Source organism: Providencia stuartii (assembly GCF_029277985.1).
Lineage (GTDB): Bacteria > Pseudomonadota > Gammaproteobacteria > Enterobacterales > Enterobacteriaceae > Providencia > Providencia zhejiangensis.
The window spans coordinates 1,786,238-1,812,193 of record NZ_CP119546.1 but is presented as its reverse complement, the minus strand read 5'-3'; the positions used below and the strand labels follow the sequence as shown (position 1 = coordinate 1,812,193).

Annotated in this window: 23 protein-coding genes; 8 read left to right on the top strand and 15 right to left on the bottom strand. The window is 42.6% G+C overall.

Annotated features, from left to right (window positions below; genetic code table 11):
- The first annotated feature begins 237 nt into the window (after nucleotides 1-237).
- The 4 genes from P2E05_RS07860 to P2E05_RS07845 all read left to right on the top strand — a co-directional run bounded on the left by P2E05_RS07860 (nucleotide 238) and on the right by P2E05_RS07845 (nucleotide 3,810).
- Complete coding sequence (locus tag P2E05_RS07860; RefSeq protein ID WP_163861102.1) at nucleotides 238-1,212, top strand: Bug family tripartite tricarboxylate transporter substrate binding protein; 975 nt, start codon at nucleotides 238-240, stop codon at nucleotides 1,210-1,212.
- A 12-nt stretch (nucleotides 1,213-1,224) separates the two neighbouring features.
- The gene (locus tag P2E05_RS07855; protein WP_163861100.1) at nucleotides 1,225-1,656 is read left to right on the top strand and encodes a tripartite tricarboxylate transporter TctB family protein; all 432 of its coding nucleotides are present in this window, start codon (nucleotides 1,225-1,227) and stop codon (nucleotides 1,654-1,656) included.
- A 10-nt stretch (nucleotides 1,657-1,666) separates the two neighbouring features.
- Entirely contained in the window at nucleotides 1,667-3,187 is a 1,521-nt protein-coding gene (locus tag P2E05_RS07850) for a tripartite tricarboxylate transporter permease (RefSeq protein ID WP_269723915.1), read from the top strand.
- 194 nt (nucleotides 3,188-3,381) lie between these two features.
- Nucleotides 3,382-3,810, top strand: coding sequence for a hypothetical protein (locus tag P2E05_RS07845; protein WP_276123078.1), 429 nt, complete (start codon nucleotides 3,382-3,384; stop codon nucleotides 3,808-3,810).
- A gap of 63 nt (nucleotides 3,811-3,873) precedes the next feature.
- Here P2E05_RS07845 and fabB read toward each other — a convergent pair whose 3' ends face one another.
- A complete protein-coding gene (fabB, locus tag P2E05_RS07840) occupies nucleotides 3,874-5,088 on the bottom strand; it encodes a beta-ketoacyl-ACP synthase I (protein ID WP_154624013.1) in 1,215 nt (404 codons plus the stop codon).
- 204 nt (nucleotides 5,089-5,292) lie between these two features.
- Here fabB and mnmC point away from each other — a divergent pair, with 204 nt between their 5' ends.
- Entirely contained in the window at nucleotides 5,293-7,344 is a 2,052-nt protein-coding gene (mnmC, locus tag P2E05_RS07835; protein WP_247046783.1) for a bifunctional tRNA (5-methylaminomethyl-2-thiouridine)(34)-methyltransferase MnmD/FAD-dependent 5-carboxymethylaminomethyl-2-thiouridine(34) oxidoreductase MnmC, read from the top strand.
- Nucleotides 7,345-7,547: 203 nt separating this feature from the next.
- On the opposite strand, the gene P2E05_RS07830 is transcribed toward mnmC, so the two are convergent.
- From P2E05_RS07830 to hutU, 9 genes are all read right to left on the bottom strand, one after another.
- Complete coding sequence (locus P2E05_RS07830; RefSeq protein WP_250000333.1) at nucleotides 7,548-8,069, bottom strand: GNAT family N-acetyltransferase; 522 nt, start codon at nucleotides 8,067-8,069, stop codon at nucleotides 7,548-7,550.
- A gap of 58 nt (nucleotides 8,070-8,127) precedes the next feature.
- A complete protein-coding gene (locus P2E05_RS07825) occupies nucleotides 8,128-8,400 on the bottom strand; it encodes a YfcL family protein (RefSeq protein ID WP_154624010.1) in 273 nt (90 codons plus the stop codon).
- A 29-nt stretch (nucleotides 8,401-8,429) separates the two neighbouring features.
- A complete protein-coding gene (locus tag P2E05_RS07820; RefSeq protein ID WP_154624009.1) occupies nucleotides 8,430-8,978 on the bottom strand; it encodes an elongation factor P hydroxylase in 549 nt (182 codons plus the stop codon).
- A 16-nt stretch (nucleotides 8,979-8,994) separates the two neighbouring features.
- The gene (locus P2E05_RS07815) at nucleotides 8,995-9,798 is read right to left on the bottom strand and encodes a TSUP family transporter (RefSeq protein WP_163861094.1); all 804 of its coding nucleotides are present in this window, start codon (nucleotides 9,796-9,798) and stop codon (nucleotides 8,995-8,997) included.
- A gap of 177 nt (nucleotides 9,799-9,975) precedes the next feature.
- On the bottom strand, nucleotides 9,976-11,070 hold the full coding sequence (gene aroC, locus P2E05_RS07810) for a chorismate synthase (protein WP_154624007.1): 1,095 nt from the start codon (nucleotides 11,068-11,070) through the stop codon (nucleotides 9,976-9,978).
- A 74-nt stretch (nucleotides 11,071-11,144) separates the two neighbouring features.
- Nucleotides 11,145-12,077 carry a 50S ribosomal protein L3 N(5)-glutamine methyltransferase gene (gene prmB / locus P2E05_RS07805; protein WP_154624006.1) on the bottom strand — a complete coding sequence of 311 codons (933 nt, stop codon included), beginning with the start codon at nucleotides 12,075-12,077 and terminating at the stop codon, nucleotides 11,145-11,147.
- Between the two features lie 157 nt (nucleotides 12,078-12,234).
- On the bottom strand, nucleotides 12,235-13,632 hold the full coding sequence (locus P2E05_RS07800) for an amino acid permease (protein WP_154624005.1): 1,398 nt from the start codon (nucleotides 13,630-13,632) through the stop codon (nucleotides 12,235-12,237).
- Between the two features lie 195 nt (nucleotides 13,633-13,827).
- Nucleotides 13,828-15,360, bottom strand: a complete 1,533-nt coding sequence (gene hutH, locus P2E05_RS07795; RefSeq protein WP_272657949.1) for a histidine ammonia-lyase — start codon at nucleotides 15,358-15,360, stop codon at nucleotides 13,828-13,830.
- A gap of 11 nt (nucleotides 15,361-15,371) precedes the next feature.
- On the bottom strand, nucleotides 15,372-17,057 hold the full coding sequence (hutU, locus tag P2E05_RS07790) for a urocanate hydratase (RefSeq protein WP_154624003.1): 1,686 nt from the start codon (nucleotides 17,055-17,057) through the stop codon (nucleotides 15,372-15,374).
- Between the two features lie 376 nt (nucleotides 17,058-17,433).
- Here hutU and P2E05_RS07785 point away from each other — a divergent pair, with 376 nt between their 5' ends.
- The gene (locus P2E05_RS07785; protein WP_154624002.1) at nucleotides 17,434-18,003 is read left to right on the top strand and encodes a hypothetical protein; all 570 of its coding nucleotides are present in this window, start codon (nucleotides 17,434-17,436) and stop codon (nucleotides 18,001-18,003) included.
- Nucleotides 18,004-18,050: 47 nt separating this feature from the next.
- On the opposite strand, the gene hutC is transcribed toward P2E05_RS07785, so the two are convergent.
- A complete protein-coding gene (gene hutC / locus P2E05_RS07780) occupies nucleotides 18,051-18,794 on the bottom strand; it encodes a histidine utilization repressor (protein WP_163861087.1) in 744 nt (247 codons plus the stop codon).
- A 311-nt stretch (nucleotides 18,795-19,105) separates the two neighbouring features.
- Between hutC and P2E05_RS07775 the strand changes: the two genes are divergently transcribed.
- On the top strand, nucleotides 19,106-19,228 hold the full coding sequence (locus P2E05_RS07775) for a hypothetical protein (protein WP_272657948.1): 123 nt from the start codon (nucleotides 19,106-19,108) through the stop codon (nucleotides 19,226-19,228).
- Nucleotides 19,229-19,375: 147 nt separating this feature from the next.
- Here P2E05_RS07775 and hutI read toward each other — a convergent pair whose 3' ends face one another.
- Nucleotides 19,376-20,614 (bottom strand): imidazolonepropionase, encoded by a 1,239-nt coding sequence (gene hutI, locus P2E05_RS07770; protein ID WP_272657947.1) that lies wholly within the window; start codon nucleotides 20,612-20,614, stop codon nucleotides 19,376-19,378.
- A 336-nt stretch (nucleotides 20,615-20,950) separates the two neighbouring features.
- On the opposite strand from hutI, the gene smrB reads away from it, so the two are divergent.
- Nucleotides 20,951-21,493, top strand: a complete 543-nt coding sequence (gene smrB / locus P2E05_RS07765; RefSeq protein ID WP_154623999.1) for an endonuclease SmrB — start codon at nucleotides 20,951-20,953, stop codon at nucleotides 21,491-21,493.
- A gap of 88 nt (nucleotides 21,494-21,581) precedes the next feature.
- On the opposite strand, the gene sixA is transcribed toward smrB, so the two are convergent.
- From sixA to fadI, 3 genes are all read right to left on the bottom strand, one after another.
- Entirely contained in the window at nucleotides 21,582-22,064 is a 483-nt protein-coding gene (sixA, locus tag P2E05_RS07760) for a phosphohistidine phosphatase SixA (RefSeq protein ID WP_154623998.1), read from the bottom strand.
- A 372-nt stretch (nucleotides 22,065-22,436) separates the two neighbouring features.
- A complete protein-coding gene (fadJ, locus tag P2E05_RS07755; RefSeq protein WP_163861081.1) occupies nucleotides 22,437-24,614 on the bottom strand; it encodes a fatty acid oxidation complex subunit alpha FadJ in 2,178 nt (725 codons plus the stop codon).
- Nucleotides 24,614-25,933 carry an acetyl-CoA C-acyltransferase FadI gene (gene fadI / locus P2E05_RS07750; RefSeq protein ID WP_154623996.1) on the bottom strand — a complete coding sequence of 440 codons (1,320 nt, stop codon included), beginning with the start codon at nucleotides 25,931-25,933 and terminating at the stop codon, nucleotides 24,614-24,616. Before fadI ends, fadJ begins: the two co-directional genes overlap by 1 nt.
- Nucleotides 25,934-25,956 lie beyond the last annotated feature (23 nt).

Below are 25,956 nucleotides of genomic sequence, written 5' to 3'. Positions count from 1 at the left end.
GAAATGAAATGCTTAAGTGCAATATTTTCAAGCTGGTTCACAAGAATACCCATAAACACAAATTAACATTAAATTAACAATTTAAAATAACAAATAATAAGCAATCTGATATACATCACAAAAAAACAACTTCACTTGTTAATGAAAGGTAAATGAAAGCTTTACTAGCCAATGATAATGATTAGAAAAACAACAATGAAGTCTCTCTTTATCTGATTTTTCGTGAGGAAATAAAGAATGAAAAAAATATCATTAACCACATTAGCTGCTGCACTTTTCTTTGCTGGCCTTAATCAAGCGGTAGCATTACCTGAACGTACTGAATGTATTGCACCAGCAAAACCGGGCGGCGGATTTGATTTAACATGTAAGTTGGTTCAAGTTTCCATGTTGGAAACCAAAGAAATCGAAAAACCGATGCGAGTGACCTATATGCCAGGGGGAATTGGTGCTGTCGCCTATAATGCGATTGTTGCTCAACGCCCTGCTGAACCAGGAACCATTGTGGCATTCTCCGGCGGATCGCTACTGAACCTCGCCCAAGGGAAATTCGGTCGTTATAACGAAAACGATGTACGCTGGCTTGCCAGTGTAGGTAGTGATTATGGCATGATCGCTGTCCGTGAAGATTCACCTTACAAAAACCTGAAAGAACTCATGGACGCTTTCAAGAAAGACCCGAATAGCATTGTCTTTGGCGCTGGTGGCTCAATTGGTAGCCAAGATTGGATGAAGACGGCGTTACTGGCAAAACAAATCGATGTTGACCCACGCAAAATGCGTTATGTCGCTTTTGAAGGTGGTGGTGAAACATTAACCGCTTTACTCGGTAATCACATTCAGGTCATGTCTGGTGATATGAGTGAAATGGCCCCTTACCTTAACGATGGCAAAGTGCGTGTGTTAGCCGTTTATTCCGACAAGCGCCTGGGTGATGGCCTCGAAAATATCCCAACAGCGAAAGAACAAGGCTATGACATCGAATGGCCAATTATTCGTGGTTTCTATATGGGACCGAAAGTGTCGGATGAAGATTATAACCAATGGGTTGAAGCCTTCAAAAAATTACAACAAACCGATGAATTCAAAAAACAACGCGAGCTACGTGGTTTATTTGAATACAACTTAGTCGGCCAAGAACTTGACAACTATGTCAAAGAAGAGATCGAACAATACCGTGAACAAGCTCGTTCATTCGGTTTAGCGAAATAACGGAGGCCGTTGATGAGCCAACGCATATTTGCCATCGTCTGGCTAATATTGTGTGGTATCGGTCTTTATATTGGCTGGGGGATCCAAAGTGAGTTTTCTTATGAACCACTGGGCCCCCGCCCTTTCCCGATAGCCATACTTTCATTAATGGCTTTATGTGCCTTCATCTTGCTTTTTGGTAAACAAGAAGCGATTGAATGGCCAAAGCCATATGTTTTACGTCGCTTAGTATTACTCATCCTGTCATTGGTCATTTATGCTTGGGTGTTTGAGTGGCTAGGCTTTCCTTTATCTACCAGTTTATTGACGATCAGTATTGCGCTGTTGTTTGGCGCGACACCCATAGCCGCCATCATTTCCGGCCCAATATTAGGTGTCGTTCTATTCTATGCCTTCGACAAATTACTGGATGTCACCTTGCCTATTGGCAACCTGTTTAATTAAGGAGATAGCCATGGAAACTTGGATGTATCTTTCGCAAGGTTTTGAAGTTGCATTAATTCCACAAAATTTGCTAATCGCACTTATTGGTTGCTTTATTGGCACGGTTGTTGGCATGTTACCGGGGCTAGGTCCTATCAATGGCGTTGCCATCCTATTACCACTGGCCTTTGCGCTAAAACTTCCCGCAGAGTCAGCTTTAATATTATTAGCGACGGTATATTTAGGCTGTGAATATGGTGGCCGAATCTCTTCTATTTTACTGAACGTCCCCGGCGATGCCGCCGCCATTATGACAACGCTTGATGGCTATCCAATGGCTAAGCAAGGTAAAGGTGGGGTTGCGCTATCCATCTCTGCTGTCAGTTCATTTATTGGCTCAACCATTGCTATCTTTGGGATCATTTTATTCGCCCCTCTACTCGCCCAGTGGGCTCTCGCGTTTGGCCCCGCGGAATATTTTGCCCTCATGGTGTTTGCCATCGCCTGTCTTGGCAGCATGATGAGTCAGAACCCAATTAAATCGCTATTAGCAGCCTTAATTGGTCTTGCCTTCGCTACTGTTGGCGTCGATGCAAACTCAGGCGAATACCGTTTTACTTTTGGTAGCGTCAACTTATCCGATGGTATCCAATTTATTGTTGTGGTGATTGGGCTATTCTCTGTCAGCGAAATACTGCTGATGTTAGAAGGCACTGCAACAGGGCAAGGTTTAATCCGCAAAACAGGACGCATGCTATTTAACCGCAAAGAAGCTAAAGCCTGTGCAGGTCCAACTTTACGTTCTTCTTTGGTCGGTTTCTTTGTCGGTGTGCTCCCCGGTGCTGGTGCCACCATTGCCAGTGCTATCACCTATATGACAGAGAAAAAAATCAGTGGTGCAAATGGCCAGTTTGGTAACGGTGATGTACGTGGTGTCGCGGCACCTGAGGCTGCAAATAATGCTTCTGCATGTGGATCATTCATTCCCATGCTCACTTTAGGTGTTCCCGGTTCAGGAACTACTGCCGTCATGATGGGCGCATTGACACTGTATAATATTACTCCAGGCCCTGGCATGTTTACTGAGCAGCCAGATATCGTATGGGGATTAATTGCAGCGCTTCTGATCGCTAATATTGTCTTACTCGTTATGAATATTCCATTAATCGGTTTATTCACCCGCATGTTAACCGTGCCCCTTTGGTTCTTAGTGCCTGCAATCGCTACGGTATCCGCGGTTGGCGTGTATGCTGTGCATAGTACAACATTCGATCTGCTTCTGATGATGGGGCTTGGTGTCTTTGGCTATATCCTACGGAAAATGAATTTTCCATTATCCCCTTTAATCCTTGGTTTCGTTCTCGGGGAGATGCTTGAGCAAAGCTTACGCCGTTCTTTATCAATCAGTAATGGCGAATTTAATATTCTCTGGAATAGCCCAATCTCTCAATGTTTGCTCGTGATGGCGGTATTAGTCCTTGTGTTACCCCCTATCGTGAAATTAATTCGTAAAAAACGTCAACATCAAACGACAACCCGCGAACACTCTTAAATTCGTTCAACAATCAATATCGCTCTTTTTGACTAAACATTGCCCCTTTATATAGGGGCTTTTTTTTATTCTAAAGCAGTAGCACAATATAAAAATAGAGAACTTACTTAAAAAATCAGAGAGTGACTCTATTGTTAGTCTCGATTTATACTTTAATATTGTCGACTATAATTTCGAATGGAATCATTCTCACTATGTTAGTTAGCGTATTGCAATCCTTATTAAAATGGCAGCCCAAACCACTTCGTCATAATCAGTTTGCAGCGCTATTAAATGATAGATACCAAATCAGTAGTCAATTCCCTTCTACCATCACTGAGATAGATGATAATAGCCGTTTATTAGTGAAAGCCGATGGAAAGATCTATATCTATTGTAATGGCATCTTAATTCTACGTATCAATAAAAATGTGAGTACCATTACGATTGGTATCCTTGAAGATAAATCTAAAATTATTGATATCAGAAAAAATATCTTTCGTTCACAACAAAAGGTTGCCTCATCAAGTCATCAATCTCTTCCAGCGACAACCGCTTCAGATAATTCATCTTCAAGTCATGATTACAACTTTTCTAGCGGTGATTCAGGAGGAGGAGACTGTGGTGGCGGCGGGAGTGACTAATAATAGAAAGCGAGAGCGTTATACTCTCGCTTTCTCATCTCATACATGTCAGCTAGGATTCAATTAGCCTTTATATTTACTCATGACTAAAGTGGCATTCGTTCCACCAAAGCCAAAGCTGTTTGACATGACGGTCTCTAGTGCTTGTTCCGTTGGTTTAGTGACAATATTTAGTCCTTCCGCTTTCGGATCCAAGGTTTCTACGTTGATACTTGGTGCGATAAAACCATGTTCCAACATCAACAGGCTATAAATCGCTTCGTGAACCCCTGCTGCACCTAAAGAGTGCCCAGTCATTGCTTTCGTGGCTGAAATGGCTGGTGATTCACTGCCAAAGACTTCTTGGATAGCTTCGAGTTCTTTAGTATCACCGACTGGCGTAGAAGTACCATGAGTATTGATATAATCGACTTTGCCTTCAATACCTTGCATCGCCATTTGCATACAACGCACAGCACCTTCACCAGAAGGAGCAACCATATCTGCACCATCTGAAGTCGCACCATAACCAACGATTTCAGCATAGATATGAGCACCACGAGCTAATGCATGTTCTAACTCTTCGACAACCACAATACCGCCGCCGCCAGCGATAACGAAACCATCACGATCAACATCGTAAGTTCTTGATGCTTTGCTTGGCGTTTCATTGTACTTCGTTGACAGCGCACCCATGGCATCAAATTCACAGGTCATTTCCCAGCTCAGTTCTTCACCACCACCAGCAAAAACAACATCTTGTTTGCCAAGTTGGATCAACTCTACCGCATGACCAATACAGTGTGCAGATGTTGAACAAGCGGAACTGATTGAGTAGTTCACCCCTTTGATTTTAAATGGCGTGGCTAGACAAGCTGAGATACCCGATGCCATTGCACGAGTCACCATATAAGGGCCAACACCACGAAGGCCTTTTGCACGCATACCGTCAGAGCCAGCGACTTGGTTGCGTGGAGAACCGCCACCTGAACCAACCACTAACCCCGTGCGTAAATTCGAAATCTGTTCATCTGTTAAGCCCGAATCACTAATAGCCTGTTCCATAGATAGGTAGGCATAAACGGAGCAATCACTCATGAAACGGCGGATCTTACGGTCAATCAAGCCGTCAGTATCCATTTTTACATTACCCCAGACGTGGCTACGCAGCCCCGCCTCTTTGAATTCTTCTGAGAAAGTGATCCCGGAACGACCTTCCTTCAGAGAAGCCAGTACTTCTTCCTGGTTATTACCAATACTGGAAACAATACCCAGGCCAGTGATGACTGCACGCTTCATTCATTACCTCATGTCTTTTAATAATGTGAGTACGGGATTACAGGTTGCCACTTTAGCTTACACTTGTAAGCTGAACAAGTCCGATCAGGGTAAATATTTGTATTTTTTTTTCCTCTAGTACAATAACCTTTTTATTCAAAGGTAGCCTTAACGCTTGTTCAGCGCTAAAATTTAACGATTATTTGCATAATAACAGGCATGAGTGTGAAAAAGTCGGTAGTAGAAGCAGCCCGCCTTAGCTGGAATGAAGAAGGCACTCCAATTTCAGAACAGTTTGATGATGTCTATTTTTCTAATCAAGATGGCCTTGCAGAAACCCGTTATGTCTTTTTGCAAGGAAATCAATTTCCAAGCCGCTTTGAAACACATCCTTTTGAAACCTGTGTTATCGCTGAAACAGGTTTTGGTACTGGGTTGAACTTTCTCACTTTATGTCAATGTTTTGAACAGTTTAAGTTAAATCATCCTCAAGCAAAGCTACAGCGTTTGCATTTTATTAGCTTTGAAAAATATCCTCTTAGTCGAGAAGACCTTCAAGCCGCACACAGCCGTTGGCCTGAGCTTGCTCCCCTATCAAACATGTTATGTGAACAATGGCCTCAACCTTTACCAGGTAATCAACGTATTGTGTTAAAAAATGGGGAAATCATTCTTGACTTATGGTTTGGTGATGTAAACGAACAATTACCTCGACTTAATTGCAATTTAAACAATAAGATAGATGCTTGGTTTTTAGATGGATTTGCGCCTGCCAAAAATCCACAAATGTGGAGCGAACAACTGTTCACTGCAATGGCTAAATTTGCTCGAGAAGGAGGAACATTTGCCACTTTTACCTCAGCGGGTTTTGTAAAACGAGGTTTACAGCAAGCAGGTTTCACCATAAAAAAAATCAAAGGATTCGGCCGTAAACGAGAAATGCTGACAGGTAGCTTAACGGCCAAACATGACATAAAAATGACACCTTGGTTTACGCGACAGCCAGCTTCACAACCAACTGATATTGCTATTATTGGTGGCGGGCTCGCCAGTTTGGCAAGCGCATACGCCTTAATCCAACGTGGGGCTAATGTCACTATTTACTGCAAAGATCCACACGTTGCCCAAAATGCATCGGGTAATCGCCAAGGTGCAGTTTATCCTTTGCTTAATGGCCGTGATACCCCATTAGAACGCTTCTTTGTGAGTGCATTTCCATATGCGCATCGCTTTTACCATCATCTTTCGGCATTAGGTCTTCAATTTGATGGGCAGTGGTGTGGCGTCTCTGAACTGGCTTATCATGACAGAAGTCGTCGAAAAATTGACGCGATGCTCCAGACTGATTGGCCAGAGGCATTTGCAGCCGAAAAAACACGCGAGCAATTAAGCGAGTTGGCAGGCTTAGACGTCAATCATTCAGGGATCCATTATGCTAATGGGGGCTGGTTATCTCCTGCTCAACTCTGTGATGCCCTTATGCAGTATCTTAATAATAATGGCGTAAAATTTTATTTTAATCATGATATTACACAGTTACAGAACGCTAGTGAAGGTTGGCAATTAACGGCGGAGATCGCGGGTCAACAACAGCAATTTGTGCATCAAACCGTGGTTATTGCTAATGGTCACTTGCTCAATCAATTTCCACAAACTCAGCAATTACCGGTTACCCCCGTCAAAGGGCAAGTCAGCCACATACCAACGACACAGACCCTTAGCCAACTAAATAATGTCTTATGTTACGAAGGCTATTTGACCCCTGTTAATCCAAATAATCTGCAACATTGTATTGGTGCTAGCTACCAACGTGACCAGTTGGATTTTGATTACAGTGAGGCTGACCAACAGGATAATCGCCAAAAACTCATCAATAGTTTAGCCGATGTTAGCTGGCCTGAAGAGGTTGATGTTTCAGGTAAACAGTCTCGTCAAGGGATCCGCTGTGTTATCCGTGACCATATGCCACTGGTGGGCAATATTCCTAACTTTGCACAATTAATGGTGGCCTACGAAAATTTGCCTGAACAGATTAAGCAACAAGCTGACATCCCCCCTGCTCCTGCCTACCCTAATTTGTTTATGTTAGGGGCATTAGGTTCACGAGGTCTGTCGACGGCGCCTTTATGTGCTGAGTTGCTCGCCGCACAAATTTTTGATGAGCCTTTACCTTTAGATGATGAAACACTCGCGGCTTTACATCCAAACCGCTTTTGGGTCAGAAAGTTACTAAAAGGTCGGGAAGTCAAAGTAGGCAAGCCATCATCTAAACCATAAGCTGCTTTGCTGACAATGAAAATACTGACGACGCCTAAGCGATGCGTTGTCATCAACGTTTAAAGATAACAACGCCAATTGAACAGCGGCTTAATCAGCTATTTGTCTTACTTCAGAAAATTGATAATTAAGCCCATCACGAGATATATTCCACTTCATTCGCGAAAAAACGCTTTAATTCAGTATCCAAACTCACAATATGGTTATATTGATTTCAGGCTCATACGCATCGCACAACGTTCTTCAGCATTAAAGCCCGCTTCAACTTCTTGCGCTAAGATAGCTTTCAATTCCGAATTTAGCTCTGAGGTTTCAATCAAAGAAAACCCTAAGCGCTGATAATATGGCGCATTCCATGGAACGTCGCGGAAAGTGGTTAATGAAACAGATGCAAACTGCTGCTGCAATGCATAATTCAGAACATGAAGAATTAACTTCCGGCCGACTCCCTTGCCTTGCCAAGATTGGCAAACTGATACTTCATTGATATGCAGGCTGTCGGTTAACTTTTCAGCGTTGATAAAACCAATAGGTTGGTCGTCATCATTAACAGCAACCCATTCCATATTCTGTTGAATGTGTGTTAAGTGATCTTGTTCTGACTGTACATCATCAGCGGCAATCCAAGCATATTGGTGATGGTCACGAAATAGTTGCGCAGCCGAGCGTTCAATTTCAGGTAACTTGTTGGCATCAGAAGGTACGGCCTGACGAATAAAAAACATAAAAAACCCTATAAAAAAAGAGGAGTTTCCTCCCCTTTAACAAAAAATGACAAGTCGCTTAACGTACTTCATCAAGTAATGATTTCCACATATCTAACACCAATACCTGATCAGGTGGTGTGAGTTCTCCGCCTTTAATGGCCTGTTGAATACTGGCTTCAACACGCTGATAAAGGGCATCCGCACTACTTTCATTTTCTTGTTCAAGTTCTGCTACAGCAAGGGTTAAATGCCCACGCAAATAGCCACCCGCAAAGAGTTCATCGTCACTCGCGTGTTCGACCATATCATCAATTTTTGTCAGTATGCGTGTTTCAAAATCGGCAAGCATGCTTAATCCTTACTGTCGTTAATCTATCATTAGGCAAAAATGTCTTCCGGATAAGGGAAGGCTTCTGCACAAAGTGGTGGCGTATTGTAAAACGATTGTAATGCGTTCACAAAGCGTAATGGCCTTTCAGGGATACCATTTGCTAAATATTCCATCACTTGGGCATGTACTTTACGCTGGAATGCAATACGGTCAGGTTCGAAATCACCTTCTAAATTATCGCAACTGACGTTAAAAGGGATACCTACCGCCACACAAAACAGCCAATCTAAAGCTTGTGGTTTAATTTCAACAACTTCAAATTCACATTGTGTTTTTTCATCACGGCCATCAGGGCAATACCAATACCCATAATCAACCTGTTGACGCCGTGCTTCACCAGCAATGCACCAATGTGAAATTTCATGTAATGCGCTCGTGAAAAAGCCATGCGCGAACACAATACGGTGATAGGGTGTTTGCTCATCGGCAGGCAAATAAATTGGCTCATCGTCACCTTTCACCAATTTAGTATTATATTCTTTGTAAAAGCATTGTTCGAAAATATCGATCAACTGCTGATAATGGTGTTTACTCATGGAAATTCAAATCATCTTAAAATAACGAAACAACCCAAGCTTTAATGGCATCGCCATGGCTATCATGAAGTAATTTAATACTCATCAACAAGGAGATGATGACTATCATTGGTCGGATCAACTTTTGCCCTTTAGTTAACACCAAACGAGCGCCTAACCTTGCTCCCACCATTTGCCCTACAAGCATAACAAAACCTAAGACCCAAAGAACATGACCTCCGATAATAAAAAATATCAAAGAGCCAAAATTTGAAGCAAAGTTCAATAGCTTAGCATGAGCTGTCGCCTTCGCGAGGTTATAACCTAATAACAATACATAACCCAACGCTAAAAATGACCCTGTACCAGGCCCGAATGCACCATCATAAAAACCGATAGTCATCCCGACAGCAACCCCAAAAACAGGCATACTAATGCGTTGTTTACGATCTTGTGCACCAATAGAAGGTGATAACAGGAAATAAAGACCCACACAGATCACCATAATAGGGAGTAGCTGTTTGAGAAAATCCGTGTTAATCATTTGGATGAGAATCGCACCTAACATGGCGCCGATGATTGTCATGATAAAAGGGAACATCTGCTCTCGCAGATTAATCGCCTTACGCCTTACAAAATAAAGCGTCGATGAAAAAGATCCTCCAACGGCTTGGAGCTTGTTGGTTGCTAGCACTTCAACAGGAGTAATACCAACCGACAATAGTGCAGGTATGGTTAATAAGCCACCACCCCCCGCGATAGAATCAATAAACCCTGCAAACAACGCAACACAAAAAAGTAATAGATAAACTTCAGGTGCAACAACGGTCAGCCAATCCATTTTTTATCCAAATTACAGAATTGCCATGATTGAGATATGTAATATACCCCGCAACACATAACGTATGTTAAGGCTAACAGGGTATCACTGCCCAGATGAGGTATTTTTAAGCAGGCGTCATCCAAACCTTCACATTAAAATAAGGGAGGATATCTCCTCCCTCATACGAATAGGCCATTACAATTCGCTAAATGGTTTCATCGCGGGTACAACATCAGCACACTGGCCACGATGACGTAAATAGTGATCCATTAAAACAATCGCCATCATCGCTTCAGCAATCGGCACCGCACGGATCCCGACACAAGGGTCATGACGACCTTTCGTGATCATTTCTACCTCTTCACCATCACGATTTAAGGTTTTACCTGCCACTGTAATACTGGAGGTCGGCTTCATCGCAATATGGGCAATGATAGGCTGGCTGCTACTGATACCGCCAAGAATTCCCCCAGCATGATTCGAAGTAAAGCCTTCTCGCGTAATCTCATCACGATTTTCACTGCCTTTTAGGCCGATCACCCCAAACCCATCGCCAATTTCAACCCCTTTAACGGCATTGATGCTCATCAAGGCATGTGCAATATCTGCATCTAGACGGTCAAAGACAGGCTCACCTAAGCCCGCAGGCACATTTTCAGCCACCACCGTGACTTTAGCACCTATGGAATCGCCCTCTTTTTTCAATCCACGCAGAAGCTCATCGAGTGCATCCAGCTGGCTCGGATCAGGACAGAAAAAAGGATTTTGCTCCACAATTGACCAATCTTTGATTTCGCATTTTACGCTACCCATTTGGGTCAAGCAGCCGCGAATTGTAATACCAAATTTCTCTTGTAAATACTTTTTAGCAATCGCACCTGCTGCAACACGCATCGCTGTTTCGCGAGCAGAAGAGCGCCCACCGCCACGATAATCACGCTGACCATATTTCTGCTCATAGGTATAATCTGCATGCCCCGGTCTGAATACGTCCTTAATGGCACTGTAATCCTGAGAGCGCTGGTCAGTATTTTCAATCAACAGGCCAATACTGGTTCCCGTTGTGATGCCATTAAACACACCAGACAGAATTTTAACCTGATCAGGCTCGCGGCGTGCTGTCGTGTAACGAGACGTTCCTGGGCGACGACGGTCAAGATCCCCCTGTAAATCCGCTTCTGTCAAGGCGAGTCCTGGTGGTACGCCATCAATGATACACCCCAAGGCTAAGCCGTGAGATTCACCAAATGTCGTCACGCGAAACAGTTGCCCAATTGAATTTCCTGCCATGCCAAATTCCTACTTAATATTCAATGATTGTTATTGTGATGTTGTGATTGATTAGAATGCCGTGCAGGATTCACTTAATCAATATAAAGTTGAAAGTGTGCATGATGCTCAACTAATTGTTCACGAGTTAGCATAAAGACACCATCACCACCATACTCAAACTCTAACCAAATAAATGGGATCTCTGGATATTGTTCAATCAAATGGACCATGCTGTTACCGACTTCGCAAACCAGCACACCATCTTCAGTCAGGAAACGAGGCGCATTAGCTAAGATACGACGAACCAGTTTTAAACCATCACTGCCCGCAGCTAAAGCTAACTCGGGTTCAACACGAAACTCTTCCGGTAAATCATCCATATCCTCAGCATCAACGTAAGGCGGATTGGTCACAATCAAATCATACTTCACGTCTGGCATATCTCTGAATAAATCAGAGCGGATAGGTATAACTCGATGTTCTAAACCATGATTAGCAATATTTTGCTCTGTTACCGCCAGCACATCCGTCGAAATATCAACAGCGTCGACTTCTGCTTCAGGAAATTCATAGGCGCAAGCAATCGCGATACAACCACTACCAGTACACATATCCAGGATAGTTTGAGGTTCATCCGCTAACAACCCAACAAAGTGATTATTGATCAATTCACCGATGGGTGAACGAGGGATTAGCACACGCTCATCCACATAAAATTCGTGACCACAGAACCAGGAGCGATTAGTGAGATAAGCAACTGGAATCCGTTCATTGATGCGACGCAATACACGCTCAACAATACGATGACGCTCCGTCGGAGTCAGGCGCGATGTCAGTAGTTCATCCGGTATATCAAGGGGTAAATAAAGCGTTGGCAATACTAATTGTAACGCCTCATCCCATGCATTATCGGTACCGTGACCATAATAAACATTGGCAGCATTAAAGCGGCTCATTGTCCAACGCAAAATGTCCTGAATGGTATGAAGTTCAGCAACAGCTTCATCAACGAAGATCTTTTCCAAGAAGGGTTTCTCCAGACTGTGTATCGAAAGCCTTCAAGTTTGCCATGAAGTGAGACACAAATCAGCAGATTAATTCAATAAAATAATAAGGAAATGACAAGAAAGAGAATTCACCTGATTAGGCCTCCACTCATGGAGGCCCAAATGAAAACATTCGTTATTCTACCGACTCCGCTTCATAGCGAGTTTGACTGGTGGTTTCAGGTTTTTTCACCCACAGCGCATACGCACCGGCCAAGATGACTAACCAAACAATACCAACATATAAGGCGATACGTGTGTCCTCGAAATAGCCTAATACTCCAAAGATAAACAACATAAATACGATGGCGAGCGCGGGGCCAACCGGCCATAATGGCACAGGAAACTTCAGCTTACTCACCTGCTCCGCTGTCATTTTGCGGCGCATCGCAACTTGTGAAACGAGGATCATCAACCATACCCAAATCGTGGCAAAAGTTGCAATAGAAGCAATAATTAAGAATACTTTTTCTGGGATCAAGTAATTTAATATGACGCCAACGAGCAGTACAAGTGACATAACCAATACTGTCATCCAAGGCACACCATTTTTAGTTAATTTAGTGAACGCTTTCGGAGCTTGGCCTTCATGGGCCATGCCATACATCATACGACCGGCACCAAAAATATCACTGTTAATCGCTGAAATAGCTGCCGTAATCACAACGACGTTCAATATATTCGCGGCAGATGAAATACCTAAACTATCAAAGATTTGAACAAATGGACTGCCCTGCTGCCCGATCTGATTCCAAGGATAGATACACATCAATACAAAGAGGGTTAAAACATAAAATAATAGGATACGAATAGGTACAGCGTTGATTGCTCGAGGGATAGTGACGTCAGGGTTTTTCGCTTCGCTTGCTGTGATACCTATCACTTCAATCCCACCAAAAGCAAACATGACGACTGCAAATGACGCAATCACACCAGCAACCCCATTTGGCATAAAGCCACCGTGCTCAAATAAGTTAGCGATGCCAACAGCATGATCAGAGGCTTGTCCAAAACCAAACAGCATAATCGCCGCACCACCCACGATCATTGCTACAATAGCGACAATTTTAATAATAGAGAGCCAAAACTCCATTTCGCCAAAGACTTTGACATGGCATAGATTAATTGCCCCAATAAAACAGATGATACTCAAGACCCAAATCCATTGAGCGACGTCAGGGAACCAGAGTTTCATGTAAAAACCAAAGGCTGTCACGTCAGCCAAACATACAATGAGCATCTCAAAGACGTAAGTCCAACCTGCAAAAAAGCCTGCTCGCGGGCCTAAATAATGACTCGCATATTGAGAGAAAGAGCCCGCGATGGGGTTATGTACGGCCATTTCGCCCAATGCGCGCATCACCATAAAGACCGCGGCACCGCCAATAATATAAGCAATCAGCACCGCAGGACCTGCTGTAGAAATTGCTTTTGCCGAACCATAAAATAAGCCTGTACCAATCGCTGCCCCAAGGGCCATAAACCGGATGTGCCGCGCCGAAAGTCCGCGCGTAAGTTTTGTTGTGCTTTGCATGATTTATCCTTCGTATTATTGTAATAATTGTTTTTAATAATGGTCGTGCAGATAAATACTACAAGCGGTCGATACATTGCCGACCACTTACACTCGCGATGCATCAAGATGTAGCCTTTGAGCAAGACTGCTCTACGGCTTAGGCGGCTACATCCTGAATGATTTAGAGTATATTATTTGCGTGATGTATAAGACTTAATTGGAAAAGAGTGAGCCCTCTGTGAATAACATTGATAATTGGTGTTCAGCGATGAGGTTAATTGCTGCATCGATATCCGGTGAAAAATAGCGATCCTTATCGTAATAAGCGACTTTCTCACGCAAGATCTTACGTGCTTTTTCTAGCGTTTCACTTGACTTTAGGCCGTCACGGAAATCCATGCCTTGACACGCTGACAACCATTCAATGGCTAATATTCCCGTCACGTTTTTCGCCATTTCCCACAAACGACGCCCTGCCGCTGGAGCCATAGACACATGGTCTTCTTGGTTTGCCGAGGTTGGTAAACTATCCACACTTGATGGATGTGCCAATGCTTTGTTTTCACTTGCTAAAGCAGCCGCTGTTACCTGAGCAATCATAAACCCTGAATTAACCCCTCCATTATTCACCAAGAAAGGAGGTAATTGGGACATGTGAGTATCCATCAGTAAAGCAATCCGTCGTTCAGACAACGCACCGATTTCAGCCAGCGCGAGCGCGATATTATCCGCCGCCATCGCCACTGGTTCTGCATGGAAGTTACCACCAGAAATAATATCGCCATTATCTGTAAAGACGAGAGGGTTATCAGAGACCGCATTTGACTCTATGAGGATCACTTCGGCGGCCTGACGAATTTGTGTCAAACATGCGCCCATGACTTGAGGCTGGCAACGTAATGAATAGGGGTCTTGCACTTTGACACAATTTTCGTGTGATTGAGCCAACTCACTGGTTGGTGTTAAGACATCACGGAACAGCTTCGCCACATCGATTTGCCCTTTCTGACCACGAACCTCATGGACGCGTGCATCAAATGGTTTACGTGACCCCAATGCTGCCTCGACACTCAATGAGCCACACACAATACCACTTAGCAGCAAATTCTCTGCCTCAAATAGCCCCTTTAATGCAAAAGCGGTCGATACCTGAGTACCGTTTAATAACGCTAAACCTTCTTTAGCCTCCAGCTTTAATGGTTTTAATCCCGCTTTATCAAGAGCCGATTTCGCACTGATCCATTTACCTTGATAATGTGCTTTACCCTCCCCCAATAAAATTAAACTCATATGTGCTAGTGGCGCCAAATCACCCGATGCCCCTACTGAGCCTTTAGCAGGTATAAATGGATAAACTTGGTGGTTCACTAACGCGATCAACGCTTCAATAACCTCTAAGCGAATACCTGAAAAACCACGCGCTAAGCTATTAATCTTTAATACCATAATCAAGCGGACAAGTTCATCATCAAGAGGTTCACCGACACCCGCAGCATGTGACATGACAATTGAACATTGCAATGATTGCAAATCTTTCGCCGCAATCCGTGTGTTAGCCAACAAGCCAAATCCGGTATTGATGCCATAAGCTGTTTTATCTTCAGCAATAATTTTATTTACCGTTGCCACACTTTTTTCAATTGCCGAATGAGAGCGTTTGTCTAAAGAAACGATGACTTCCTGTGAAAGAACAAGACGCAAATCATTCAGTGTCATTTTACCCGGATGAATAGTTAACTTAGTCATTTTGGCACCTCTTAGCGTGTTTTAAGCATCGGTAGATTAAGATTTTTTTCTTGCGCACATTCAATCGCAATATCATAACCTGCATCGGCATGGCGCATAACGCCTGTAGCTGGGTCATTGTGTAGCACTCGGGCAATACGTTCAGCGGCTTCATCTGTACCATCACAGACAATCACGACCCCCGAATGCTGAGAGAAGCCCATACCAACACCACCGCCATGATGTAAAGAAACCCATGTTGCTCCACTTGCTGTATTCAGCAGTGCGTTTAATAGTGGCCAATCCGATACCGCATCTGAGCCATCTTTCATCGCTTCCGTTTCACGGTTTGGACTTGCCACTGAGCCTGAATCAAGGTGGTCACGCCCAATAACAATTGGCGCTGAAACTTCACCATTTCTCACCATTTCATTAAACGCTAAACCTAACTTAGCTCTATCTCCTAAACCCACCCAGCAAATACGTGCGGGTAAACCTTGGAAGCTAATGCGTTCACGCGCCATATCAAGCCAACGGTGCAAATGCTTATCGTCAGATAAAAGTTGTTTAACCTTAGCATCGGTTTTATAGATATCTTCAGGATCACCAGATAGTGCTACCCAACGGAAAGGGCCAATGCCACGACAGAACAACGGGCGAATATAGGCTGGTACAAACCCAGGGAAGTCAAACGCATTTTTGACGCCCATTTCGAGAGCCATTTGACGGATATTGTTGCCATAGTCGAAAGTTGGAATACCTTGCTTTTGAAATGCAAGCATCGCTTTAACATGCTCCGCCATCGATGCTTTCGCAGCTTTTGCGGTACCTTCAGGGTCTTTCACACTACGTTCACGGTACTCATCCCAGCTCATACCCATAGGCAGATAGCCGTTCAAAGGGTCGTGGGCACTCGTTTGGTCTGTCACCATATCAGGGCGAACGCCACGTTTGACTAATTCAGGTAAGACTTCCGCAGCATTAGCACATAAGGCAATAGATACGGCTTTCCCTTCTGACGTATATTGTTTAATACGCGCTAATGCGTCATCCAAATCTGTCGCTTGTTCATCGACATAACCTGTACGTAAACGAAAATCAATGCGACTTTGTTGGCATTCAATGTTCAGTGAGCAAGCTCCCGCAAGCGTCGCAGCTAATGGTTGAGCGCCCCCCATACCACCTAATCCAGCCGTCAATACCCAACGTCCGGTTAAATCACCGTTATAATGCTGGCGCCCTGCCTCAACGAAAGTTTCGTATGTCCCTTGGACAATGCCTTGGCTACCAATATAAATCCAACTCCCTGCGGTCATTTGGCCATACATGGCCAAGCCTTTCGCATCGAGTTCGTTAAAGTGTTCCCAATTCGCCCAATGAGGAACGATATTGGAGTTAGCAATGAGCACTCTAGGTGCATTTTCATGCGTTTTAAAAACGCCCACAGGCTTACCTGATTGTACAAGTAAGGTTTCGTCGTTTTCTAAATTTTTGAGGGTTTCAACAATTTTGTCATAGCACTGCCAGTTACGAGCAGCACGGCCAATGCCACCATATACAACCAGTTCATGTGGATTTTCAGCGACATCAGGATCTAAGTTGTTCATCAGCATGCGTAATGGCGCTTCAGTCAACCAGCTCTTTGCACTAAGAGCGTTACCACGAGGTGCCCTAATATCACCATTCCTGTATTTATTATTTATCGTTGTCACATTCATACCCTCTTCGAAAGATTCAGTTTGTACTGATAATGTCTCCCTATAGATATAGTTGTATATACATGTACAATCAATAATCTTTTTAACATGACCATTAAGAAAAAAAAGATTAAAAAACCCAATTTTTTATTATTTATCAATAACAATGACTAAAACCACCATGTTTAAAACGGTTAATTTTTCTTCTAATTATGCAGCTCAGATCACATTAATTTTACATTTGGTTCACATCATTTGTTTTTCCGCACACGCAATGTCAGTTTTCTTTTTAAAATGCAAAATTATCTAAAGAGACTAACCAATTCAGACTATTTACCTTATCTATGTGTTTAAAATCTCTAAAGATAAAAAATGCACACCTAAATTCGGATAAATCATGGAAAACAACCTATTCGCTCAATTTGCAAAGAGGCGACATGAGACTAATAGTGAGAGGCTAGAGCAATTGACCCAAGAGTTTGCTCATCATTTGAGTGATACTCTATTTTGGATCGCGTCAAAAAAAGTTGGCTCACAAATTAGCTTTGAATTGATTTCAGGGGATAATAGTGACTCTCCCCCCTCCCTATTCGCGTATATGAACAGTGATGGCTCTACGGAATATCCAACAACCATTCTTGATGATATTGAACATCATGGACGTCAATATACGGCGATCCGCGGCAGCTACTTGATTGCCCTTTCACAAAAAATCACCACGACTCTCCACATTTTGGATGAGAATAATGCGTCTATTGTTCTTTCACATGACATGCAACTGAAGCTGCATCAGATCATTAAATCTCTGTGGACAACTGAGACTGAAGTAGACCCACTACCAACAATTCATGCACAGCCCACTGATACGCAACCTGCTGCAAAAAAGCGTTCATGGCTTAAGTTTTTTATTTTCAGTGCAATATTGATAATCGTCTGTGCAACAGGATACTGGCTGTATAGGCATTGATTAACGTGAAGATAGAAAGCAACACAATAATGCGTTGCTTTTTTTAATTAAGATGTGAAGTGCCCTTTTAATTTATAGCGATGTCCTGGAAAGAGCAGTTTAGTGCTGGTGACAACAAAAGATTGAGACCAAGTCCGCCGAGAAATTAACAAACAGGATGATCCCACAGCAATATTCAATAATTTAGCGGCTCGCTCATCGGCCTCAACCGCTTCCACAATATGCTCACCTTCAGTTAAAGGCGCAACCATCGACAGGTAATCATGGGGTGTGATGGTCGTAAAGTTTTGTTGTAAATACTCAGGCGCAGCCAATGCATTGACATATCTATCCTCAATTTGCACCGCAATTTCGTTTTCGTAGTGCACAATGATGGAATGAAATACTGGGGTTTCAGGGGAAATATTCAGTTCACTAGCCAGTGAAATTGAAGCAGGTACCTGCTCTAATTTAATAATTCGACAGCTATAATGATGATTTCTTGCAAGAATTTCAGCTTCAATACTATGGACTTCAAATAATGCCGATTGGCCTTTAGGCTCAGCAACGAAAGTACCTATACCTTGCACGCGGACTAGTAATCCCTCTGCGGTCAGTTCCCTTAATGCACGATTTGCGGTCATGCGGCTACATTCAAACTGTTTGACGAGTTCTGATTCAGAAGGAACGCGATCATTCGCTTGCCATTGCCCTGTATGGATTTTCTCTATGATCAATTGTTTTACTTGCAAGTAGAGTGGGATAGGCGTGTCCCGATTCCCCTTTTTATCGGCTGTCACAATTATTTCCATTTTAAACGTAAAATGCCAAACCCTTCGCGTGTATTTAAAATATAAACACATGAAATATAAGGGTTACCTTCATACCTTTGGGTTGTACTAACAAACAACACAAATACTGACAGTCGCAAATAAAACTTAATAGTTCCACTCTAATGAGTATGCCTATTAAGATTCAAAAACAGCAATTCACCCTATCTTATAGGCTATTAGTTGCATAATACAAAGTATTGATAATACTCATAACATTAAGCAATAAGAATTTTATTATTTAATAAATCACTTTAAAAATCAAAAATAAGGCTCAGTTTACGCGCTCCATAATGCCGCCTGTTGCTAAGCAGTGGGGAAACCTTATCGATATTGAAATTCCCATTCCCCCACTCATCACCACAACCAGCAACCAGCAACCAGCAACCATCAAGCGAACTGTGATAGTGATTTAATACCTTTCATAACCAACAAATAACGGGATAAATGGACGTTTTTCAACTTACTTTTTCAGAATCAATAAAAATAGTGTGATGGATATTTCCATTGATACCTTAGTTCATTATTAAATAACCCTTAGCACAATATATCCCGCTGTTTAGTTATTCATTTTGATGGCTAATTCTTCCTTGATAAACTCGCATATACAAAGGCTGACTCCCCTGCTCATAAATCATTTCAACAGGATCGACAGCATTCCACACGACAAAGTCTGCCTGATAGCCCGTTTTTAATTGTCCATGGCTATCTTCACGACCTAAAGCTTTCGCGGCATGGCAGGTCACGCCAGCCCAAATCTCTTCAGGTGTTAGTCTAAATAAAACGGCTGCCATGTTCATTATCATTCGCAACGATGCAAAAGGGCTTGTTCCTGGGTTAAAGTCTGTCGATACTGCCATGGGAACTTGGTGTTCACGCAATAACTCTATCGGTGGCAACTTCGTTTCCCTTAAAAAATAAAATGCCCCCGGTAACAATACAGCAACCGTACCACTCTCTTTTAATGCGCGAATTCCTTTAAGATCAAGATATTCAATATGGTCAACTGAAAGCCCTTTAAAACTAGCCACCAATTCGCTGCCACCAAGATTTGATAGCTGCTCAACATGGCCTTTGACTGGAATGCCTAACTTTTGAGCCGCAGAAAATAATTTTTGGCTTTGCTCAAGTGAGAAACCGACACTTTCACAAAATACATCTACCGCTTCAAATAGCCCCTGCTCCCACAACTTAGGCATAATGTCACAACAAATCAGGTCAATATATTCATCTGATTTATCTTTATATTCAGGAGGTACAGTATGTGCTGATAATAGCGTGGAACTCACGGTCACTGGATAGGATTCAGCGAGTTTTTTTGCAACCATCAACTGCTTTTGCTCGCTTTCTAAGTCCAAACCATAGCCTGATTTCATTTCAATTGTCGTCACCCCTTCGCGGATCAAAGCTTCTAAACGCGGCTGTGAGACTTGATATAATTGCTCTTCATTGAGCGACCGTGTTGCCCTAACTGTTGAATTAATTCCACCACCTTGCTGGCTAATCGCTTCATAGGAGACACCATTCATACGTTGTTCCCACTCTGCGGCACGATTACCACCAAAAACAAGATGTGTATGGCAGTCAATTAGCCCTGGCGTCACTAAGCGCCCTTCGAGATCGATAACCTTCGCATCACGACTATCAAGTTCCCCCTTTGGAACAATTGCAACAATCAAGTTATCTCGCGTCACCATATCGTGATTTTCTAAAAGCCCATACGCCACATTGAGATTCGCATCCATGGTTGCAATACGTCCATTTCGCCAAATAACATCATGAGCAAGTGTTTTAAATGACATAATGAGTCCTATAAGGGTTAGTAATACCTTTTTATATTGATAAAACAATTTGTTATGTTTTCTATGACGTCAATCATGCTTAGATGTGATGATAAAAAGTCTCAGTAACACAACAGCTTGATACAGGTGCTACGCCATTAAATATAGCGTTTAGAATAAAAGGTCTATATATGTATATACAATTAGCCTAATAAAACAACGCTTGTCAATATAAACTCGGATATTTAGTTAAAAAATTGTTAGCTAAAGCTTATCTCTCAACGTTATATCCGCCACATCCCAAAATAGGTTACACTAAAGAAAATAAGATTGACGAAAAAAGACAGTTTATAAAAAATGAAAAATAAATTTGGATTACAAGAAGATGATATTCTTCTGTTTAAAGAGGCTATTCGCGGAACCAAAAAAATTCAGCAAGATCAAATGCTGCACCCACCTATTCGCGCTAAAGTGACACAACCTTCTGTAAAAAAAGTACAACAAGAACAAGTTGATGCTTCATTTTACTTTTCAGATGAGTTCCAACCCCAGTTGGAAGATGAAGGTCCTACACGCTATTTAAAACCGGGGTCAAACCCGTATGAGCTAAAAAAGTTGCGTAGAGGAGACTATGTTCCTGAACTATTCCTCGATTTACATGGCCTAACTCAAATGGAAGCTAAACAAGAAATTGGCGCACTAATCGCAGCATGTAAACGCGAAAATGTCTTCTGCGCCTGTATTATGCATGGTCATGGTAAACATATTTTAAAGCAGCAAACCCCACTTTGGTTAGCACAACATCCTGATATTATCGCTTTCCATCAAGCACCTAAAGAATGGGGAGGTAATGCATCTTTGCTACTACTTATTGAAACTCAAGAGCATACTAGACGCTAGCAAGCGACTGTTTAGTCAGTTGAAAAAAAACTTACGTTTAAAAAATTCAAGGCCCCTTAAGGGGCAAATCGATAACATAAATCCGTGATTACTGATTCACAGAAAGCTGTGCTGGACTTAACATCCACTCAAGGTGAGCGTTATGACGTTTCACATCCAACTCAATACATGCAATTGAGGAGGTGATAAACATAGGTGGAGCCTCATGGGGGCATAATTCCGACACCAAATACCCCACCAGCGGTAAATGTGAAACCACCAGCACTGCATTAGCGCCCATTATTGCCAAATCACGAATATGATCAGCCACAAATGCCGCATTACCACCGGGGGTCAACATATCCATGACTGTCGCTTGATGAGGTAAGCTAAGATGTTCTCGCACAACCTGCAATGTTTGTTCAGCACGGACATAAGGGCTAACAAGGATATTATCAATGGCAGGGTTACGTTTATTCAACCATTGAGCCATCAAGGCCGAATCATCTTTTCCCTTCTGGGTTAATACTCTAGCCGCATCACTCGCAGCCTGTAACGCTGCATCACCATGACGCATAATATAAACTTGCATAATCCACCATCTGAGTAGCCTAACGACAAGCATTGGCTAATCTTTTTGTTAATATAATTTGTTGTAAAAGTCACCATCAGTGGGGCGAAGAGTGATTCTGCATCAAACTTCTAGCAAATAAAATGACCTGAGTAGTTTTTTGTCACTGATTTTGTCTGAAAAACACATAAAATTTGGCACACTCTCTTAATCAAGGTATGTCAGGTATTTCATAAACAAATACTATTTTCCAACCGTTTACCTTAACAATAATCGTTCTACTCAACAAATAAAAAGCCTGATAATTGCCAACTGGAGCAAATATATCAGGCCTTGTATTCTGAGTTGTTAATCCGTGCTTTATCTAGTGAGCTAATGATTCTCAATCATCACTTACTGAAAAAATGTCTTATTTTCTTCTGCCATTTTGCATAAAAGCTCACACGGACGGAATTTATCACCATAACGTTCAGCTAGATTATTCATCGTATCCACTGTTTTTTGGATCCCAAGACTATCCATATAACGGAACGGCCCACCAAAGAAAGGAGGGAAACCAATACCAAAGACCGCACCGATATCACCATCACGTGCATTTTGAATAATCTTCTCATCTAAACAGCGAACAGCTTCATTGAGCATAAGCATCACACAGCGTTCAGCAATATCAATTTTACTTAAATGGTTTTTTGGATGCACATTGATTAATGAATAGATGCTCTTATCTACCTGACGTTTTTTAGATTTTTTCCAAAAGCGCAGCTTAGAGGATGGTTGATGTCCATATAAATAAAAACCTTTCCCGTTTTTCTTACCTTTACGGTCATCTTTATTCACTTTGTCTAAAAGATCAGGCGCCTTGAACCTATCACCAAAGCGATTCACTAAAATAGGTAAGATTTTCGTTCCTACGTCAATACCGACTTCATCAAGTAAGTTGAATGGCCCGACAGGGAAACCAAAATCGACTAAAGCACTATCAATATGTTCAATTGATTCCCCAGCCATTAAACATTCGGCAGCTTCACATAAGTAAGGGGCTAAAATACGATTTACATAAAAACCTGCATCATCCCCAACCACGATTGCCGTTTTACCTTGGCGTTTGGCAAACGCCACGACGGTTGCGATCGTTTCATCATCTGTTTTTTGATGGGGGATCACTTCGACTAAAGGCATTTTATCGACAGGACTAAAGTAATGCAGACCAATCACTTTTTCTGGGTGAGCGGCAGGTTCAGCAATTTGATGAATAGGTAACGATGATGTATTTGATGCAAAAATGGCTTTTCCTTGAGTCACATTTTGTACTTCAGTCACCATTTTTCGTTTCAAAGCCAAATCTTCAAAAACAGCTTCAACAACGATATCTGCATGCTCAAAACCTTGATAAGTTAAGGTTCCTGATATTTTCGCCATCACAGCACTACGTTCACGCGCAAGCATTCGCCTTTTATTAACTCTTTGTGTTAATAAATCCCAGCTATACCCTAATGCGTGAGTTACCCCTTTATCATTAATATCTTTGATACGAACAGGAAGGTTACCTTTCATTGCTGTTACAAATGCAATGCCGCCCCCCATCAAACCGCCACCTAAGATACCAATTTGATTAAATTTTAGTGGCTTAGCTGAAGATCCCGTTTCATTTTTCAATGATGTTGTAGCAAAGAATAGACTACGTAAAGCGGCTGATTCTGGTGTCATGACTAACTCGCCAAACGCTTTTGCTTCTGCTTCGTACCCTGCTTTAGCGCCTTTTTCAACACCCGTTTTGACCACTTGGATTATCTTTTCTGGTGCAGGATAATGCCCTTTGGTTTTGCGCATCACTGTTTGTTTGGCACTAGAAAAAACTTTATTACGTAATAAACTACTACTGAGTAGCCTTTGTTGCCACGGAAGTGGAGCACGTTGGACTTTGCCTTTTTTAGCCATCGCTATCGCTACATCTAACAAAATGGTGTCCGGTACGACATCATCAACCAGCCCCATTCTCTGTGCCTGTTTTGCGCGTAACTGCCTCCCTGTCAACATCATATCTAACGCATTGGGAATACCAATCAATTTAGGTAAACGTTGAGTGCCCCCAGACCCAGGTAGTAAACCAAGCTGTACCTCAGGCAAACCTAAACGGGTTTTCGTATCATTGGAACAAACCCTAACATGACACGCGAGCGCTAATTCTAGCCCCCCACCAAGACAAGCACCATGAATAGCAGCAACAATCGGCAATGGATAGTTCTCTAACTTATCAAAGAGTTTATGCCCTTCCCGCGATAACTCACTGGCTTCCTCTTTACTTTTACAATCCGCGATCATGCTAATATCCGCACCCGCGATAAAACTGTCTTTTTTACCCGAGGTGATGACTAGCCCTTTTAAGCCAGAAGTCGATTGCGCCTGCTGTAAAATGGCCAAAAATTGTTGTGCAAACTCCGCTTTTAGCGTGTTAACTTTTTCATTCGGCACATCAATGAAAATCACGCCAACCGTTTGAGCGTGAACCTCAAGGCGAAATGCATCTTGGATGCACTCTGCTTGAACTTCGGTTTCCGAATGGTGTGTCATTATTCCACCTCCAAAATCATTGCGGCACCTAAACCGCCCGCAGCACATGCTGTGGTTAAACCAAACCCACCACCACGTCGACGTAATTCATGAAGAGTTTGCGTCACCATACGCGCCCCTGTTGCAGCAAAGGGATGCCCATAAGCAATAGATCCCCCCAACACATTAAACTTATCCATATCTACTTCGCCAATTTCTTTTGATAGCCCCAATTTTTCTTGGGCAAATTGGCGGCTCGAAAAGAGTTTAATATTGGCCAATGTTTGGGCGGCAAAGGCTTCATGCATATCAATTAACGTTAAGTCTTGTAGTGACAAACCTGCCCGTTTAAGGGCTATCGGTGTTGCATAGGATGGACCTAATAACATGTCTTGCCAAACATCGATGGCTGAAAATGCAAAACTACGAATATAGCCTAACGGTGTATAACCCAACGCTTTAGCACGAGATTCGGTCATCATTAACACAGCGGCAGCTCCGTCTGTTAATGGTGTACTATTCGCGGCGGTGACAGTACCGTGTTTACGGTCAAAGGCTGGTTTTAACTTAGCATAAGACGATAGGATAGAGTTGGTACGAATATTATTATCTTGTGTAAATGCTTGCTTGAATGGAGGCATATATGCCGTCATGACTTCTTGTTGCAACACACCACTTTCCCAAGCTTTAGTCGCAAGCAAATGTGAACGATGGGCAAGCTCATCTTGTTGTTCTCGGGTGATGTGATAGCTTTTTGCCATTTGTTCTGCGGTATCCCCCATGCGCAAACCAGTTGAATATTCAGCAACAGCTGGCGCAACGGGCAATAAATCCTTTAAACGCAATTTAGACATTAATGACAGTTTCTGACCAAAGGATTTGGCTTTGCTCAAAGATAAAAGTGTGGCTGCCAACTTTTTAGATACCCCAATAGGCAATACCGAAGATGAGTCTGCCCCTCCGGCGATCCCGATTGAGATATGCCCTGCCATCATGCTCTCAGCGATGTTCGCCATTGCTTGAAAGCTAGTAGCACACGCGCGTGAAACACTATAAGCATCTGTCGAAACGCTCATGCCTGTTCCTAATACGATCTCCCGTGCAATATTAGGTGCTTCAGGCATCTGTACAACTTGCCCAAATACAAGTTGTTCAATAAGTTGCTTTTCTATACCGGTTCGGGTTAGCAACTCTGCAACAACGGCTTTTCCCAGATCAACTGCTGCAATTCCTTGATATGCTGTCGCTTGCTTGGCAAAAGGTAAACGAAGGCCGCTAATGATTGCGATCCTTTCCTTTGCCGGATAATTGCTTTCACCATGGTGGGAAAGTTGGTTCATGGTAGCTCCTGCTAAAAAGTGAT

Coding starts and splice junctions, on each gene's coding strand:
- P2E05_RS07860 (WP_163861102.1), top strand. CDS start 238: ATGAAAAAAATATCATTAACCACATTAGCTGCTGCACTTTTCTTTGCT.
- P2E05_RS07855 (WP_163861100.1), top strand. CDS start 1,225: ATGAGCCAACGCATATTTGCCATCGTCTGGCTAATATTGTGTGGTATC.
- P2E05_RS07850 (WP_269723915.1), top strand. CDS start 1,667: ATGGAAACTTGGATGTATCTTTCGCAAGGTTTTGAAGTTGCATTAATT.
- P2E05_RS07845 (WP_276123078.1), top strand. CDS start 3,382: ATGTTAGTTAGCGTATTGCAATCCTTATTAAAATGGCAGCCCAAACCA.
- fabB (WP_154624013.1), bottom strand. CDS start 5,088: ATGAAGCGTGCAGTCATCACTGGCCTGGGTATTGTTTCCAGTATTGGT.
- P2E05_RS07830 (WP_250000333.1), bottom strand. CDS start 8,069: ATGTTTTTTATTCGTCAGGCCGTACCTTCTGATGCCAACAAGTTACCT.
- P2E05_RS07825 (WP_154624010.1), bottom strand. CDS start 8,400: ATGCTTGCCGATTTTGAAACACGCATACTGACAAAAATTGATGATATG.
- P2E05_RS07820 (WP_154624009.1), bottom strand. CDS start 8,978: ATGAGTAAACACCATTATCAGCAGTTGATCGATATTTTCGAACAATGC.
- P2E05_RS07815 (WP_163861094.1), bottom strand. CDS start 9,798: ATGGATTGGCTGACCGTTGTTGCACCTGAAGTTTATCTATTACTTTTT.
- aroC (WP_154624007.1), bottom strand. CDS start 11,070: ATGGCAGGAAATTCAATTGGGCAACTGTTTCGCGTGACGACATTTGGT.
- P2E05_RS07800 (WP_154624005.1), bottom strand. CDS start 13,632: ATGCAAAGCACAACAAAACTTACGCGCGGACTTTCGGCGCGGCACATC.
- hutH (WP_272657949.1), bottom strand. CDS start 15,360: ATGACTAAGTTAACTATTCATCCGGGTAAAATGACACTGAATGATTTG.
- hutU (WP_154624003.1), bottom strand. CDS start 17,057: ATGAATGTGACAACGATAAATAATAAATACAGGAATGGTGATATTAGG.
- P2E05_RS07785 (WP_154624002.1), top strand. CDS start 17,434: ATGGAAAACAACCTATTCGCTCAATTTGCAAAGAGGCGACATGAGACT.
- hutC (WP_163861087.1), bottom strand. CDS start 18,794: ATGGAAATAATTGTGACAGCCGATAAAAAGGGGAATCGGGACACGCCT.
- P2E05_RS07775 (WP_272657948.1), top strand. CDS start 19,106: ATGCCGCCTGTTGCTAAGCAGTGGGGAAACCTTATCGATATTGAAATT.
- hutI (WP_272657947.1), bottom strand. CDS start 20,614: ATGTCATTTAAAACACTTGCTCATGATGTTATTTGGCGAAATGGACGT.
- smrB (WP_154623999.1), top strand. CDS start 20,951: ATGAAAAATAAATTTGGATTACAAGAAGATGATATTCTTCTGTTTAAA.
- sixA (WP_154623998.1), bottom strand. CDS start 22,064: ATGCAAGTTTATATTATGCGTCATGGTGATGCAGCGTTACAGGCTGCG.
- fadJ (WP_163861081.1), bottom strand. CDS start 24,614: ATGACACACCATTCGGAAACCGAAGTTCAAGCAGAGTGCATCCAAGAT.
- fadI (WP_154623996.1), bottom strand. CDS start 25,933: ATGAACCAACTTTCCCACCATGGTGAAAGCAATTATCCGGCAAAGGAA.